This is a genomic window from Kitasatospora purpeofusca (assembly GCF_036010405.1).
Taxonomy (GTDB): domain Bacteria; phylum Actinomycetota; class Actinomycetes; order Streptomycetales; family Streptomycetaceae; genus Kitasatospora; species Kitasatospora purpeofusca.
Genome location: NZ_CP108561.1, coordinates 2,460,766 through 2,475,050, shown reverse-complemented (window position 1 = coordinate 2,475,050; position 14,285 = coordinate 2,460,766). Strand labels below are relative to the sequence as shown.

Annotated in this window: 12 protein-coding genes and 2 tRNA genes; 11 read left to right on the top strand and 3 right to left on the bottom strand. The window is 73.1% G+C overall.

The features are described from left to right. The first annotated feature begins 193 nt into the window (after positions 1–193). The 3 genes from OG715_RS10520 (at position 194) to OG715_RS10510 (ending at position 1,118) form a co-directional block, all read left to right on the top strand. Entirely contained in the window at positions 194–643 is a 450-nt protein-coding gene (locus OG715_RS10520) for a TIGR02611 family protein (protein ID WP_266277336.1), read from the top strand. Between the two features lie 124 nt (positions 644–767). Beyond that, positions 768–839 (top strand) — tRNA-Val (locus OG715_RS10515). Positions 840–1,046: 207 nt separating this feature from the next. After that, positions 1,047–1,118 (top strand) — tRNA-Val (locus OG715_RS10510). Between the two features lie 71 nt (positions 1,119–1,189). Here the strand turns inward: OG715_RS10510 and OG715_RS10505 are convergent. Beyond that, entirely contained in the window at positions 1,190–1,957 is a 768-nt protein-coding gene (locus tag OG715_RS10505; protein WP_266275243.1) for an exonuclease domain-containing protein, read from the bottom strand. Between the two features lie 153 nt (positions 1,958–2,110). Here OG715_RS10505 and OG715_RS10500 point away from each other — a divergent pair, with 153 nt between their 5' ends. The 4 genes from OG715_RS10500 to OG715_RS10485 all read left to right on the top strand — a co-directional run bounded on the left by OG715_RS10500 (position 2,111) and on the right by OG715_RS10485 (position 6,594). Further along, positions 2,111–2,665 carry a DUF4365 domain-containing protein gene (locus OG715_RS10500; protein ID WP_266275245.1) on the top strand — a complete coding sequence of 185 codons (555 nt, stop codon included), beginning with the start codon at positions 2,111–2,113 and terminating at the stop codon, positions 2,663–2,665. A gap of 32 nt (positions 2,666–2,697) precedes the next feature. Continuing rightward, entirely contained in the window at positions 2,698–3,882 is a 1,185-nt protein-coding gene (locus OG715_RS10495) for a hypothetical protein (RefSeq protein WP_266275247.1), read from the top strand. A 99-nt stretch (positions 3,883–3,981) separates the two neighbouring features. After that, positions 3,982–5,961, top strand: coding sequence for a threonine--tRNA ligase (gene thrS / locus OG715_RS10490; RefSeq protein WP_266275248.1), 1,980 nt, complete (start codon positions 3,982–3,984; stop codon positions 5,959–5,961). A 72-nt stretch (positions 5,962–6,033) separates the two neighbouring features. Beyond that, complete coding sequence (locus OG715_RS10485) at positions 6,034–6,594, top strand: HIT family protein (RefSeq protein WP_266275249.1); 561 nt, start codon at positions 6,034–6,036, stop codon at positions 6,592–6,594. A gap of 80 nt (positions 6,595–6,674) precedes the next feature. On the opposite strand, the gene OG715_RS10480 is transcribed toward OG715_RS10485, so the two are convergent. Continuing rightward, positions 6,675–8,318, bottom strand: a complete 1,644-nt coding sequence (locus tag OG715_RS10480; protein WP_266275250.1) for a hypothetical protein — start codon at positions 8,316–8,318, stop codon at positions 6,675–6,677. A 186-nt stretch (positions 8,319–8,504) separates the two neighbouring features. On the opposite strand from OG715_RS10480, the gene OG715_RS10475 reads away from it, so the two are divergent. Next, on the top strand, positions 8,505–8,930 hold the full coding sequence (locus tag OG715_RS10475; protein ID WP_266275252.1) for a thiol-disulfide oxidoreductase DCC family protein: 426 nt from the start codon (positions 8,505–8,507) through the stop codon (positions 8,928–8,930). 68 nt (positions 8,931–8,998) lie between these two features. Here OG715_RS10475 and OG715_RS10470 read toward each other — a convergent pair whose 3' ends face one another. Continuing rightward, entirely contained in the window at positions 8,999–11,056 is a 2,058-nt protein-coding gene (locus OG715_RS10470; RefSeq protein ID WP_266275254.1) for an elongation factor G-like protein EF-G2, read from the bottom strand. A 202-nt stretch (positions 11,057–11,258) separates the two neighbouring features. Here OG715_RS10470 and pgsA point away from each other — a divergent pair, with 202 nt between their 5' ends. The 3 genes from pgsA (at position 11,259) to OG715_RS10455 (ending at position 14,245) form a co-directional block, all read left to right on the top strand. Then, positions 11,259–11,906: a phosphatidylinositol phosphate synthase gene (pgsA, locus tag OG715_RS10465; RefSeq protein ID WP_266275256.1), complete on the top strand. Its 648-nt coding sequence runs from the start codon at positions 11,259–11,261 to the stop codon at positions 11,904–11,906. 31 nt (positions 11,907–11,937) lie between these two features. Further along, a complete protein-coding gene (locus tag OG715_RS10460) occupies positions 11,938–12,984 on the top strand; it encodes a phosphatidylinositol mannoside acyltransferase (RefSeq protein ID WP_266275258.1) in 1,047 nt (348 codons plus the stop codon). A 76-nt stretch (positions 12,985–13,060) separates the two neighbouring features. Next, a complete protein-coding gene (locus OG715_RS10455) occupies positions 13,061–14,245 on the top strand; it encodes a glycosyltransferase family 4 protein (protein ID WP_266275259.1) in 1,185 nt (394 codons plus the stop codon). Positions 14,246–14,285: the final 40 nt, after the last annotated feature.

The window sequence follows — 14,285 nt, the reverse complement described above, 5'->3', positions numbered from 1 at the left end:
CCCTCTGTCCCGATTCGGGCGCGAGTCGTACCCCTTACGGCGCATTGCGGAATCGCCACAGACCGGCCTCCGGGCGATTACCGGAGCCCTTCTCGGTTAGTTTCCTGGCATGACTGTGCGAAGCGACAAGGCACGCGGTGACGCGGGCGGGAACACCGGAACGGGGGATGTGATCGTGCCGGACGACACGGGGGTGCCGACGGGGGCGGACGACAGCGGTGGGGGCTCCGGCGGGGAGGGGGCGGCGGAGGCCGGCGCGGACGGCGGCAGGCCGCTCGGCTCGCGGGCCCCGCGCTTCATCCGCCGCTCCCGCCCGCTGCACCTGAGCTGGCAGGTCGCCGTCTTCCTGGTCGGCCTCGCCGTCGTGGCGCTCGGCGTGGTCATGCTGCCGCTGCCGGGACCGGGCTGGGTGGTGATCTTCCTGGGTATGGGCATCTGGGCGACCGAGTTCGTCTGGGCCCAGCTGGCGCTGCGCTGGACCCGCCGCAAGGTGGCCGAGGCGGCCCAGAAGGCCCTGGATCCGAAGGTGCGGCGGCGCAACCTGACGCTCACCGCGATCGGTGTGGTGGTGATCGCGGCGCTCGGCGGCTGGTACCTGTGGAAGTACGGGCTGGTCATGCCCTGGAAGATCCACGAGGACTGAGCCGTCCGCCCGCCCGCCGGGCGGGGCCGTCCGGGTGAGGGCGAGGCCGGGGGCGGTGGTCGGACCGCCGGGGAGAGCGGGTTCGGACCACCCTCCGGGATGCGGTAATGTTTTCCCTGCACCCGGGCGATTAGCTCAGCGGGAGAGCACTTCGTTCACACCGAAGGGGTCACTGGTTCGATCCCAGTATCGCCCACCGGAATGCATTGTGATATGTGAGGCCCAGCCGATTATCGGCTGGGCCTCACATGTATTTCCCGCAATCCGGTGAACGGTGTCGGGGAATGTCCTGAGGCGCAGTCATCTTCCGCACCGCGCGGAGTTCTGTGGGGGCGTCGGGCGGCACTCCCCGAACGAGTTGTACGGCACCCCCCGAATGGTGCTACTGTTCTTCTCGTTGCCCGGGCGATTAGCTCAGCGGGAGAGCACTTCGTTCACACCGAAGGGGTCACTGGTTCGATCCCAGTATCGCCCACCGGACAGCACGCAGGCCCTGATCGGAACACCGGTCGGGGCCTGCGGCGTTCGTGCGCGTCGGGCCCGCCCCTACGCGGCCACCTCGCAGTCGTGCTCCGGCGACAGCCGCCGCCCGCAACCGCACCGGGCCGGGCGCATCGGCCAGGACAGGTCCACCCGCTCGTCCGCCCCCGACCGGTCGAACCATGCCTGCAGCCCCCGGGCCTGCGCCGCGTGCCACACCGCCTGCCGCAGATGCAGCTCGCCCACCGTCAGCCCGCCCAGCGCCCCCGGGTACCGGGCGCCGACCGCCCGCACCAGCTCCAGTGCCGCCGTCGCGTCCGCCGCCGCCTCGTGCGCCCCGGTCAGCTCGACCCCGTAGTGCGCGCAGAGGTCCGTCAGCGTCCGCCGGCCCCGGCGGTAGCGGTCCACGTGCTTGTCCAGCACCCGCGGGTCCAGCACCAGCAGCGCCGCCGGACCGGTCGCCTCGGCCAGCGACGTCCCCCGGTGCCGGCGCAGCTCGCGGTCCAGCAGCGTCAGGTCGTACGGCGCGTTCATCACCACCACCGGCCGCCCGGCCCGGGCCTGTTCGGCCAGCGCGGCGGCCACCTCGGCCACCACCACCGCCGCCGGGCGCCCGAACGCCCGCACCCTCGCGTCGTCTATCCCGTGCACCGCACGGGCCCCGTCGGGTATCGGCACGCCGGGATCGGCGAGCCAGCTGGTCGCCACCGGGGCCGCGCCCGGGGCGGGTTGGACGACCAGGGCGGCCGAGACGATGCGATCGGACTCGACGTCCACGCCGGTGGTCTCGGTGTCGAAGGAGGCGAGCGGGCCGGTGAACCAGTGCTGCTGCATGACTGCCCCTCGAAAACAGCGTGTTCCCGCCCCGGTGATACCCGCCCCTGACGCCCCCTCAACCGTTTGGCGGCACACCGGCCGGGCACCCTGCCCTCGGGTGCCGTGTTCGAATCCGGACCGGCCGGGGGGACGGGGGAGGGACGGACGGTCATGGCGCTGACGCAGCCGCAGCCCGAGGGGGCGGCGGCCGTCCTGCGGGGCGATCTGGCGGTGACGGCCTGCATGGAGACCCTGCAGGTCGGCTATCTGCACGCGGTCGTCGCCGCGGCCGGCTGCTCGCTCTCGCAGCCGTTCCCGGACAACGGCATCGACTGGCACGTCAGCCACGGCTCGCGCAGCCACCAGGTCGACGACGAGGTCACCGTCAAGATCCAGCTGAAGGCCACCCAGCAGATCGCGCCCGACCCGCGCGGCGCCTTCTTCTCCTTCACCCTGGACAACGACCACCTGCGCAAGCTCGCCCGGCCCCGGGTCGCGGTGCCCCGGATCCTCGTCGTCATGCTGCTGCCCCGCCGGGTGGACCGCTGGCTCGCCGCCCGGCCCGACGCGCTGGAGCTGCGGCACTGCTGCTACTGGGTCAACCTGGCCGGCCACCCCGTCACCGGGCAGCGCCGGACCAACGTCCGAGTCCCCACCGCGAAGGTCTTCGACGACCGCGCCCTGTGCGACATCATGGCCAGGGTCGGCGCGGGCGGCAGCCCGTGACGGCCCGGCCCCCGGCCGGGAGGAGCCGCTCCATGACACTGCCCCACGGGCCGTTGCGCCCCGCACCCGGCGAACCGCCGACCGGGCCGCTGCCCGATCCGGCCTCCGTCGATCCCGCGGTGCTCGCCACCCTGCTCGCCCGGCACGGCTGGGTCCGGCGCGGCGGACCCTCCGCCCGTTACGGGCGCTGGACACCCCCCGAGGGCACCGACCCCGGCGTCAGCCTGCTCGTCCCGGCCGGCGACGGCTTCGACGACGCCGTCGACCTGCTCACCGACGCCGTCACCGCGCTGTCCCGCTCCGCCAGCCCCTCCGCCCGGGCCATCCTGCTCGCCCTCGCCGTCCCCGGCGACGAGCTGCACTGGCACCGCGACCCGACCGGACCGCCCGGCGCCGCCACGCCCGGCACCGCGCCCTGGGAGGAGACCGAACGGCTCCGGCGGGCCGCCCGCGCCATGCTCGCCGCCGGTGCCAAGGCCGGCCGCACCCGCGCCGCCTACTTCGGCGCCCGCCTGGACACCTGGGCCGGCGACTTCCTGGACCGGGTCCTGGTCGTCGCCGACGGCCCCGGGCTCACCGCCCACAGCCCCGCCCCCGAGGGCCGGGCGGCGATCACCACCCTGGTCCGCGCCCTGGAGGCGCTGCGCGACGCCGTCGACTACCGCCGGGTCAGCGGCGGCGCCGAGGCCTTCGAGAACGCCGTCCAGTCCGGGGTCAGCCGCGAGCTGGTCGACGCGGTCCAGGACCTCGTGCGCGGCGCGACCGCGAGCCGCTTCACCGTCGCCTGGTCGGCCGCCGCCGGCACCCCGGGCGGTTTCGGCGACCGCCGGACCGCCGTCGAGTTCTCGCCCGGCGACCTGCCGGCCCTGGCCGAGGCCGCCGAACTGCTCGAACGCCTCGAACCCGCCGTCGCCGTCACCCTGGTCGGCCTCGTGGTCCGGCTCAAGCGGGCCGACCCCGCCGGGCCCGGCAGCGTCCGGCTGCGGGTGCTCGGCGGCGCCGAGGTCGACGAGGTCAAGGTGCGGCTGCCCGCCGCCGCCTACCGGCTCGCCGCCGAGGCCCACCTGGCCGGCACCCCCGTACGGATCTCCGGCCGCCTGGAACGGCGCGGCGGCTTCCGCCGCCTCACCCGCCCCTCCGCCCCGGAGCCCTGCGGACTGGAGGACGCCGAGCGCGAGCGGCTGCTCAAGACCCTGGGGGAGGGGAGGGAGGCATAGGAGGGGTACGGAGGTGACGGTGGGGCCACCGGTCTCGGTACCATCGTCAGACGCAGCGCTGTGCTGCGTCCTCTGAATCCAGCACGTCAGGAGAGACCGGTGACGGACGTCCGGGTAATCATCAACCGCGAACCCGATCGGGAAGAGCGCGTGGTGACCACGGGCACGACGGCCGCCGAGCTCTTCGCGGACGACCGCTCGATCATCGCGGCCAAGATCGCCGGCCAGCTCAAGGACCTCGCCTACGCCGTCCAGGACGGCGACGAGGTCGAGCCGGTCGTGATCGGCAGCCCCGACGGCCTCGACATCCTGCGCCACTCCACCGCGCACGTGATGGCCCAGGCCGTGCAGCAGCTCTTCCCGGAGGCCAAGCTCGGCATCGGCCCGCCGGTCAAGGACGGCTTCTACTACGACTTCGACGTCGAGAAGCCGTTCCACCCCGATGACCTCAAGGCCATCGAGAAGAAGATGCAGGAGATCATCAAGCGCGGGCAGAAGTTCTCGCGCCGCGTCGTCACCGACGAGGCCGCCCGCGAGGAGCTGTCCGGCGAGCCGTACAAGCTGGAGCTGATCGGCCTCAAGGGCTCCGCCGCCACCGCCGGCGAGGGCGCCGACGTCGAGGTCGGCGCCGGCGAGCTCACCATCTACGACAACCTGGACGCCAAGAGCGGCGAGCTGTGCTGGGGCGACCTCTGCCGCGGCCCGCACCTGCCCAGCACCCGGATGATCCCGGCGTTCAAGATCATGCGCTCGGCCGCCGCCTACTGGCGCGGCAGCGAGCGGAACCCGATGCTCCAGCGCCTCTACGGGACCGCCTGGCCGAGCAAGGACGAGCTCAAGGCGCACCTGGAGTTCCTGGAGGAGGCCGCCAAGCGCGACCACCGCAAGCTCGGCAACGAGCTCGACCTCTTCTCCATCCCCGAGGAGATCGGCTCCGGCCTCGCCGTCTTCCACCCCAAGGGCGGCATCATCCGCCGCGCCATGGAGGACTACTCGCGCCGCCGGCACGAGGAGGAGGGCTACGAGTTCGTCTACACCCCGCACGCCACCAAGGGGAAGCTCTTCGAGAAGAGCGGCCACCTGGACTGGTACGCGGACGGTATGTACCCGCCCATGCAGCTCGACGAGGGCGTGGACTACTACCTCAAGCCGATGAACTGCCCGATGCACAACCTGATCTTCGACGCGCGCGGCCGCTCGTACCGTGAACTGCCGCTGCGCCTGTTCGAGTTCGGCACCGTGTACCGGTACGAGAAGTCCGGCGTCGTGCACGGCCTGACCCGCGCCCGCGGCTTCACCCAGGACGACGCGCACATCTACTGCACCCGCGAGCAGATGGCGGACGAGCTCGACTCGACCCTCACCTTCGTGCTCAACCTGCTGCGCGACTACGGTCTGACCGACTTCTACCTGGAGCTGTCCACCAAGGACCCGGAGAAGTTCGTCGGCAGCGACGACGCCTGGGAGGAGGCCACCGCCGTCCTCGCCGCCGTGGCCGAGAAGCAGGGCCTGCCGCTGGTCCCGGACCCGGGCGGCGCGGCCTTCTACGGCCCGAAGATCTCGGTGCAGGCGCGGGACGCCATCGGCCGGACCTGGCAGATGTCGACCATCCAGCTGGACTTCAACCTGCCCGAGCGTTTCGACCTTGAGTACACCTCGGCGGACGGCTCGCGCCAGCGGCCGGTCATGATCCACCGTGCGCTGTTCGGCTCGATCGAGCGGTTCTTCGCGGTGCTGCTGGAGCACTACGCCGGTGCCATGCCGCCGTGGCTGGCTCCGGTCACCGTGACCGGCATCCCGATCACCGACGAGCACGTGCCGTACCTGCTGGAGGTCGCGGCCGAGCTGAAGAAGCGCGGGGTCCGGGTCGAGGTGGACACCTCGGACGACCGGATGCAGAAGAAGATCCGCAACGCTCAGAAGACCAAGGTCCCGTTCATGCTGATCGCCGGCAACGACGACGTCGAGGCGGGCGCGGTCTCCTTCCGCTACCGCAACGGCGAGCAGAAGAACGGTGTCCCGCTGGCCGAGGCCGTGCAGGAGATCGTGGACGCGGTGGAGCGTCGCATCCAGGTCTGACCCGACCGGGTGCGCGGGGCGGGCTCCTCAGGGAGTCCGCCCCGCGCGCTTTGCAAGCAGGGGCGGGCGAATATGCTGATCAGCATGACGACTGAGCCGGAACTGCAGCGGGGCGTCGGGGAGCCGGACGGCTTCCGCCGCCTGTGGACCCCCCATCGGATGGCCTACATCCAGGGCGAGAACAAGCCCACCGGCCCGGCTCCGGACGACGGCTGTCCGTTCTGCTCGATCCCGTCGCTCACCGACGAGGACGGGCTGGTCGTCGCGCGCGGGAGTTCGGTGTACGCGGTGCTCAACCTGTACCCGTACAACGGCGGGCACCTGATGGTGGTCCCGTACCGGCACGCGGCGGACTACACCGAGCTGGACGAGGCGGAGACGGCCGAGCTGGCGGTGTTCACCAAGAAGGCGATGACGGCGCTGCGCGCGGCCTCGGGCGCGCACGGCTTCAACATCGGGATGAACCAGGGCGCCGCGGCGGGGGCGGGTATCGCCGCGCACCTGCACCAGCACGTGGTGCCGCGCTGGGGCGGGGACACCAACTTCATGCCGGTGGTCGGCCACACCAAGGTGCTGCCGCAACTGCTGGCGGACACCCGGAAGATGCTGGCCGAGGCCTGGCCGGTGGACTAGAGGTCGGGCCTGGCACGAGGAGGGCCCCCGTCGACCGTTCCGGGTCGGCGGGGGCCCTCCTCGTGTCGCGGGGCGGACGGTCAGGCGTCGTAGCGGTCGACCTTGAACGGCCGGCTGCCCTGGGCCTCGGCCTTGAGCCCGGCCGCGCGGCCCTTGAAGGCGCGTTCGGTGTCGAGGTCGTGCTCGGCGAGGAACTCCATCGTCGCCGTGTGGACGGCGCCGATGACCGGGTGCGAGACGTTGAGCGCGTTGTCGGCCATGGTGCGGGTGTCCCAGGGCTGGCCGGCCCAGATGTGCCGGAGGCCGAAGGGTTCGGGCAGGCCGAGGCCGCCGCCGAGCCAGGACAGCAGGCCGGGCATCCGGTAGAAGGGGGCGCGGACGGCCTGCCGGACGACCTCGTCGTTGTCGATCAGCGGGAGCTTGACCGTGCGCTCCTCCCAGAACCGCACGGTCTTGGCGACCGACTTCTCCTTGTCCTTGGGCTTGTCGAAGAAGTAGCCGTTGATCGGGCCGAGCGCGAAGGCCGCGACGGTGACGTTGAGGGTGTTGGCGAGCAGCGCGACGGTCACGGTGAAGGTGAGGACGAGCTTGCCGTCGTGGGTGATGAACTGGGTGGAGAGGTAGTGCCGGGGGCCGCCGCCGAAGGTCTGCTTGTCGGCGATGGCCTGGACGGCGAAGTCGCGCATGTGGTCGCCGTCCATGTCGGCGCTGCCGGGGCGGCTGATCTCGTCGGCGTTCTCGCCGACCTCGAAGACGACCCACTGCTTGATCCGGACACCGGGGATGCCGCTGTTGGCGACCTCGCTGATGCCGAGGGCCTTGAGGTGGCCGGAGATCTTGCGGACGAGGTCCCAGGGGTGGAACTGGCGGAAGTCGATCTGGCCCTCGGCGGGGCGCAGGGTGTCGATGAGCTTCCACTCGCCCCAGCGGCGGCCGGCGCCGAGGATGCCCTTGGGTCCGGCGTAGTGGTGGACGTTGGTCTCCTGCTCGGACTCCAGCCGGCCGAGTTTGGCGCGCAGGTCGGCGGCCTTCTTGTCGAGGTCGTCGCGGGGGACGGCCATCGGGACGGTCGCGGCGACGGCGTTGCCCTCGACGAGTTGCAGCCAGCGGGCGCGCAGGTCGAGGGCGGTGCGGACGACGATGCGCTTGGCGAGGTACCAGCCGACGACCGGGGCGAGCATGACGATGCGCAGGTAGAGGCCGAGGATGCCGCCGGCCGGGGGCTTGATCGCGAGCAGGACGGCGACGGCGGCGGCGAGGAAGAGGACGACGCCCCCGTACACGCCGGCGTTCTTGGGGTTGTCGCGCCTGAGCCAGGCGCGGAGCTGGAAGGTGCCGAGCCAGAGCAGGGTGCCGGGCAGGAAGAGCAGGCCGGTGACGACGGAGACGGTGGACAGCTGCCGGTCGCGGCCCCGGCGGATCTCCTCGGCGGCGAGGCAGTGCTCGACGACCTGGCGGGTGTCGACGCCGAAGGCGGGCACCAGGGGCTTGCGGTCGCCGCCGAGGGCGCGGGAGATGAGCGCCTTGCTGAAGGCCTCGCCGAAGTTCGGCGCGAAGAGGGCGAAGCGGCCCTTCTTGGCGGTGGCTCCGTCGAGCTTCCCGGCGTCGCCCGTGAGTTCGGCGTCGCGGTACGCGGCCGAGGAGAGCGCCTGGGTGCCGGCGGTCTGCGGGCCGGCGTCGGTCCGGGGTATCTGCGCACCCGGGGTCATGTCGAGTGTGGTCACGGTGGCGTCCCCTCCTCCCCTTGTCCTGCGGCAGGGTACCGCGCCGGGGTACCGGTGCGCGGATGATCGTCTGAACTGGCGTCACGAACGGGCCACGTCGGGCCCGTGGGGCATGATGCCCACGTTTCGGCTGTCCGACGCGCCCCGGCGGCCTGTTGCCGGGAGGGATGGGGCACGATGGGCGCCATGGAGAGCGATGCGCTGACGGATCCGGTTCTGGTCTTCGACGGGGACTGCGCGTTCTGCACGACGTGTGCGACCTGGGCGGAGCGTTTTCTGCGACAGACGCTGGCGTCGGGGGGCTGGGAGGCGGTGCCGTTCCAGTTCGCGGACCTGGCGGCGCTGGACGCCCTGGCCGGGGGGCGCGGCGAGGTGTCGTGGGAGCGCGCGGAGCGCGAAGTGCTCTGGGTGACGCCGGCCGGCCGGGTGTACGGCGGGGCGCAGGCGGTGGCGCGGCTGCTGATGCGTTCGGGCGGGGCGTGGGCGTACCTGGGCGGGGTGCTGGCGCTGGCGCCGGTGCGGCCGGTGGCGGGGCTGGTGTACCGCTGGGTGGCGCGTTACCGGCACCGGATGCCGGGTGGGACGGCGGCCTGCGCGCTGCCGCGGCGCTGACGTTCGGGGCGCTGACGTTCGGGGTCTGACGTCCGCAGGGCCGACGGCCGGGGCGGACGGCGGGTGGTTCAGTCGTCCTGGTCGGTGAAGCGGGCGGCGAGGGCGGCGGGCATGGGTTCGTGGCGCAGGTGGGAGCGGCCGAACTCGGCGGTGCCGTGGGTGAGCGAGCGCAGGTCGACGGGGTAGCGGGCGAGTTCGAGTTCGGGGACCTCGGCGCGCAGCAGGGTGAGGCCGGGGCCGGCGGTCTCGGTGCCGAGGACGCGGCCGCGGCGGGCGGAGAGGTCGCCGAGGACGGCGCCGAGGTAGTCGTCGGGCAGCAGGACGCGGACGGCGGCGACGGGTTCGAGGAGCCGGATGACGGCGTGTTCGGCGGCGTCGCGCAGGGCGAGGGCGGCGGCGTTCTGGAAGGCGGAGTCGGAGGAGTCGACGGAGTGCGCCTTGCCGTCGGTGAGGGTGACCCGGATGTCGACGAGCGGGTGGCCGGTGGCGACGCCCTTGGCGAGCTGGGCGCGGACGCCCTTCTCGACGGAGGGGATGAAGTGCTTGGGGACGGCGCCGCCGACGACGTGTTCCTGGAACTCGAAGCCGGAGCCGGCGGGGAGGGGTTCGACCTCCAGCTCGCAGATGGCGTACTGGCCGTGGCCGCCGGACTGTTTGACGAGGCGTCCGTGGCCGGCCGCGGCGGTGCCGAAGGTCTCGCGCAGGGCGACCTTGTGGGGGACGGTGTCGACGTGGACGCCGTGGCGGTTGCGGAGGCGGTCGAGGAGGGTCTCGGCGTGGGCCTCGCCGGTGCACCAGAGGACGAGCTGGTGGGTGTCGGGGTTCTGTTCGAGGCGCAGGGCCGGGTCCTCGGCGGCGAGCCGGGCGAGGGCCTGGGAGAGCTTGTCATCGTCGGCCTTGCTGTGGGCCTCGACGGCGATCGGCAGCAGCGGGTCGGGGAGCGGCCAGGTGTCGAGTTCGACGGGGTGGCCGGGTTCCTGGACGGTGTCGCCGGAGCGGGCGGTGCTGAGTTTGGCGACGCAGACGAGGTCCCCGGCGACGGCGTGCGGGACGGGGCGCTGGAGTTTGCCGAAGGGGCTGGTGAGGCCGGTGACGCGTTCCTCGGTGTCCTGGTCGGCGGGGTGGTGGGGGCCGGTGAGGCGGATGCGGGTGTCCGGGCGCAGGGTGCCGGAGTAGACGCGCAGCAGGCTGATCCGGCCGACGTAGGCGTCCCCGGTGACGCGGACGACCTGGGCGGCGAGGGGTGCGTCGGGGTCGCAGGCGGGGCCGGGGCGGGTGCGTTCGGTGGGGTCGGGGAAGGTGCTGGTGATGAGGTCGAGGAGTTCGGTGGCGCCGAGGCCGTGCTCGCTGGTGGGGACGGCGGGGTGGAGGGCGCAGGTGAGGACTTCGCGGCGCAGGCCGGCTTCGAGGGCGGCGGTGTCGAGGGTGTCGCCGGCCAGGTACTGCTCCATCAGGGTGTCGTCCTGGCCGGAGATGGCTTCGACGAGGCTCTCGCGGGCGGGCCCGGTGTCGGGGAGGGGGTCGGTGCGGCCGTAGGTGTGGCCGGTGAGGAGGTCGACGCTGCCGTCGGGGCGGCCGTCGTGGTGGACCGGGAGGAAGAGCGGCCGGAGGGTGTCGGGGCCCAGTTCGAAGGCGTCGTGGCAGGCGGTGAGGATCTCGTCGAGGCTGCCGCGGGCGATGTCGAGTTTGGCGACGGCGATGGCGCGGGGGATGTTCTCGGCGGCGCACTGGCGCCACAGGGCGCGGGTGGGGGCGGTCACCGGGTCGGTGGCGGAGACCACGAAGACGGCGGCGTCGGCGGTGTGCAGGGCGGCGCGCAGGTCGGCGGCGAAGTCGGGGTGGCCGGGCGGGTCGATCAGGTTGATCTTGACGCCGCGCCATTCGAGGGGGAGCACGGAGAGCTGGACGGAGCGCTGCTGCTGGTGCTCGACGGGTTCGTGGTCGGAGACGGTGGTGCCGTCGGCGACCTTGCCGGGGCGGCCGAGGGCGCCGGCGGCGAGGGCGAGGGACTCGGCGAGGGTGGTCTTGCCGACGCCGGCGCAGCCGACGAGGGCGACGTTGCGCAGGTCGCGCGGTCCGGTGACGGCGGGGGCCTGGCCGGCCCGGGCGGTGCTGCGGTCGGGCATCGGGGTCTCCTCCCGTCGCGCCGGGGGCTGTCGGTGAAAGTCTAGGGTCGAAGGCGTCGGGGGGCGCGCGAGCGGTCGGTGGGCGGGGAGTGTCGGCGGGCGTGGCTACGATGGGTGCGCCGGGCGGGCTGATCCGTCGGGTCGTCTGCCGCATTCTCCGCCGCAGGCGGGTACCAGGCAGATCGGAGCGGTCGGGAAGGCCATGCTCAACAAATACGCGCGTGCCTTCTTCACACGTGTCCTGACCCCGTTCGCCGCGTTCCTGATCCGGTTGGGTGTGAGCCCGGACACCGTGACGCTGGTCGGTACCGCCGGTTCGGTGGCGGGCGCGCTGGTGTTCTTCCCGCGCGGGGAGTTCTTCTGGGGCACCATCACGATCACGCTGTTCATCTTCTCGGACCTGGTGGACGGGAACATGGCGCGGCAGCTGGGGCGGACCAGCAAGTGGGGGGCGTTCCTCGACTCGACGCTGGACCGGGTCGCGGACGCCGCGGTCTTCGGCGGCCTGGCCATGTGGTACGCGGGCAAGGGTGACAACAACCTGCTGTGCGCGGTGGCGGTGTTCTGTCTGGCGAGCGGGCTGGTGGTGTCGTACACCAAGGCGCGGGCCGAGAGCCAGGGGCTGCCGTGCGACGTGTCGGGGCTGGTGGAGCGGGCCGAGCGGCTGGTGATCAGCCTGGTGGCGGCCGGTGTGGCGGGTCTGGCGACGTTCGGTGTGCCGTACGTGGAGTGGCTGCTGCCGGTGGCGCTGTGGCTGGTGGCGGCCGGCAGTCTGGTGACGGTGGTCCAGCGGATGGTGACGGTGCGCCGTGAGGCGTTCGAGGCGGACCGGGCGTCGGCCGGGAGTTGAAGGGGGCGGTGCCGCGGTGAAGGAACGAGTGATGGACCGGCTGGTGTACTCGGCGTACGCGTCGGGCTGGGCGGTGCTGAGGCATCTGCCCGAGCCGGCGGCGCGGGCGCTGTTCGACCGGCTGGCGGACTCGGCGTGGCGGCGGCGCGGCAAGCGGGTGCTGCAGTTGGAGGCGAATCTGCTGCGGGTGTGCCCGGACGCGGACGAGGCCCGGCTGCGGGAGCTGTCGCGGGCCGGGATGCGGTCGTACATGCGGTACTGGCAGGAGTCGTTCCGGCTGCCGGTCTGGGGTCGCGCGCGGGTGCTCCGGGACGTCCGGGTGGACGGGTTCGAGGGGCTGCGGGAGGTGCTGGAGTCCGGGCGGGGCGCGGTGGTGGCGCTGCCGCACATGGGCAACTGGGACCTGGCGGGGGCCTGGGTGGCCTCGTTGGGGTATCCGTTCACGACGGTGGCGGAGCGGTTGGAGCCGGAGCGGCTGTTCGACCGGTTCGTGGCGTTCCGGGAGAGCCTGGGCATGGAGGTGCTGGCGCTGACCGGCGGCTCGGTGAACGTGGTGGGCACGCTGGCGCGCCGGCTGCGGGCGGGGAAGCTGGTCTGCCTGGTGGGGGACCGCGACCTGTCCGAGGCGGGCATCGGGGTGTCGTTCTTCGGTGAGGCGACGCGGATGCCGGCCGGTCCGGCGGCGCTGGCCCAGCGGACCGGGGCGGCGCTGATGCCGGTCTCGCTCTGGTACGAGGGCCGGACCCTGCGGGGGCGGATCCATCCGGAGGTGCCGGTTCCGGCGGAGGGCGACCGGGCGGAGAAGACCCGGGCGATGACGCAGGCGATGGCCGACGTGTGGGAGGACGCGATCCGGGCGCACCCGGAGGACTGGCACATGCTGCAGCGCTTCTGGCTGGCCGACCTCCCGGTCCGTGAGACGGTGGAGACGGGGCCGGTCCGCCCCGCGGACCCGGTGGCCGCAGGCCCGGTCGTGGCCGACCCGGTCGTCGCGAAGCCCGTGGTCGCCAGTCCGGTGGTCGCGAGTCCCGTGGTCGCCGACCCGGCGGCCGGGGCCTCGGGGGCGTCGGGGGCCTGAGGCCCTGCCCGTCGTCGCCCGTACCGCTCGCGCCGCCCGTACCGCCCGCACCGTCCGCAGGATTTCGAGGAGACCCGTGAAGATCGGCATCGTCTGCCCGTACGACTGGGACGTCCCCGGTGGCGTGCAGTTCCACATCCGGGACCTCGCCGAGCACCTGATCGGTCTGGGCCACGCGGTGTCGGTGCTGGCGCCGGCCGAGGACGACGAGGCGCTGCCGCCGTACGTGGTCTCGGCGGGGCGGGCGGTGGCGGTGCCGTACAACGGCTCGGTGGCGCGGCTGAGCTTCGGGATCCTGTCGGCGGCCCGGGTGCGGCGGTGGCTGCACGACGGGGGGTTCGACATCCTGCACGTGCACGAGCCGACCTCGCCGAGCCTGTCGATACTGGCGGCCTGGTCGGCGTCGGGGCCGATGGTGGGCACCTTCCACACCTCCAACCCGCGCTCGCGGGCGATGATCGCGGCCTCGCCGATCCTCCAGCCGGGCCTGGAGAAGATGCGGGCCCGGATCGCGGTGAGCGAGTACGCGCGGCGCACCCTGGTGGAGCACCTGGGCGGGGACGCGGTGGTGATCCCGAACGGCGTGGACGTGGGCTTCTTCGCGGAGGCCGAGCCGGACGCGCGCTGGACCGGCGGGGCGGCCGACGGCGGGCCGGGGACGATCGGCTTCATCGGGCGGATCAACGAGCCGCGCAAGGGGCTGCCGACGCTGCTGGCGGCGCTGCCGCGGATCCTGGCGGAGCGGCCCGGGGTGCGGCTGCTGGTCGCCGGCAAGGGCGACGAGGAGGAGGCGGTCGCCGGGCTGGCGCCGGAGGTCCGCGCGCAGGTGGAGTTCCTCGGCATGGTGAGCGACCGGGAGAAGGCCCGGCTGCTGCGCAGCGTGGACCTGTACGTGGCGCCCAACACCGGTGGCGAGAGCTTCGGGATCATCCTGGTCGAGGCGATGTCGGCGGGCGCGCCGGTGCTGGCGAGCGACCTGGACGCGTTCAAGCAGGTGCTGGACGGCGGGGACGCGGGCGAGCTGTTCCCGGTGGAGGACGCGGACGCGCTGGCGCGGACGGCGCTGCGGCTGCTGGCGGACCCGGGGCGGCTGGAGGAGCTGCGGAAGGCGGCGTCGCGGCATGTGCGGCGGTTCGACTGGTCGACCGTGGGCGCGGACATCCTGGCCGTCTACGAGACGGTGACGGCGGGCGCGGCGGCGGTGGTCGGGGAGGACGAGCGCAGCGGCCGGCGGGGCCGGTTCGGGCTGGCCCGGGACTGAGCCGTCGGCGGGGCGCCGATAGGGTCGGACGGCTGTCCCG

What these genes read in the sequence shown, in the direction of transcription:
- pgsA (WP_266275256.1), top strand. Translation starts at nt 11,259, where the DNA reads ATGCTCAACAAATACGCGCGTGCCTTCTTCACACGTGTCCTGACCCCG.
- OG715_RS10470 (WP_266275254.1), bottom strand. Translation starts at nt 11,056, where the DNA reads ATGCCCGACCGCAGCACCGCCCGGGCCGGCCAGGCCCCCGCCGTCACC.
- OG715_RS10485 (WP_266275249.1), top strand. Translation starts at nt 6,034, where the DNA reads ATGCTGATCAGCATGACGACTGAGCCGGAACTGCAGCGGGGCGTCGGG.
- OG715_RS10505 (WP_266275243.1), bottom strand. Translation starts at nt 1,957, where the DNA reads ATGCAGCAGCACTGGTTCACCGGCCCGCTCGCCTCCTTCGACACCGAG.
- OG715_RS10475 (WP_266275252.1), top strand. Translation starts at nt 8,505, where the DNA reads ATGGAGAGCGATGCGCTGACGGATCCGGTTCTGGTCTTCGACGGGGAC.
- OG715_RS10500 (WP_266275245.1), top strand. Translation starts at nt 2,111, where the DNA reads ATGGCGCTGACGCAGCCGCAGCCCGAGGGGGCGGCGGCCGTCCTGCGG.
- OG715_RS10460 (WP_266275258.1), top strand. Translation starts at nt 11,938, where the DNA reads ATGGACCGGCTGGTGTACTCGGCGTACGCGTCGGGCTGGGCGGTGCTG.
- OG715_RS10495 (WP_266275247.1), top strand. Translation starts at nt 2,698, where the DNA reads ATGACACTGCCCCACGGGCCGTTGCGCCCCGCACCCGGCGAACCGCCG.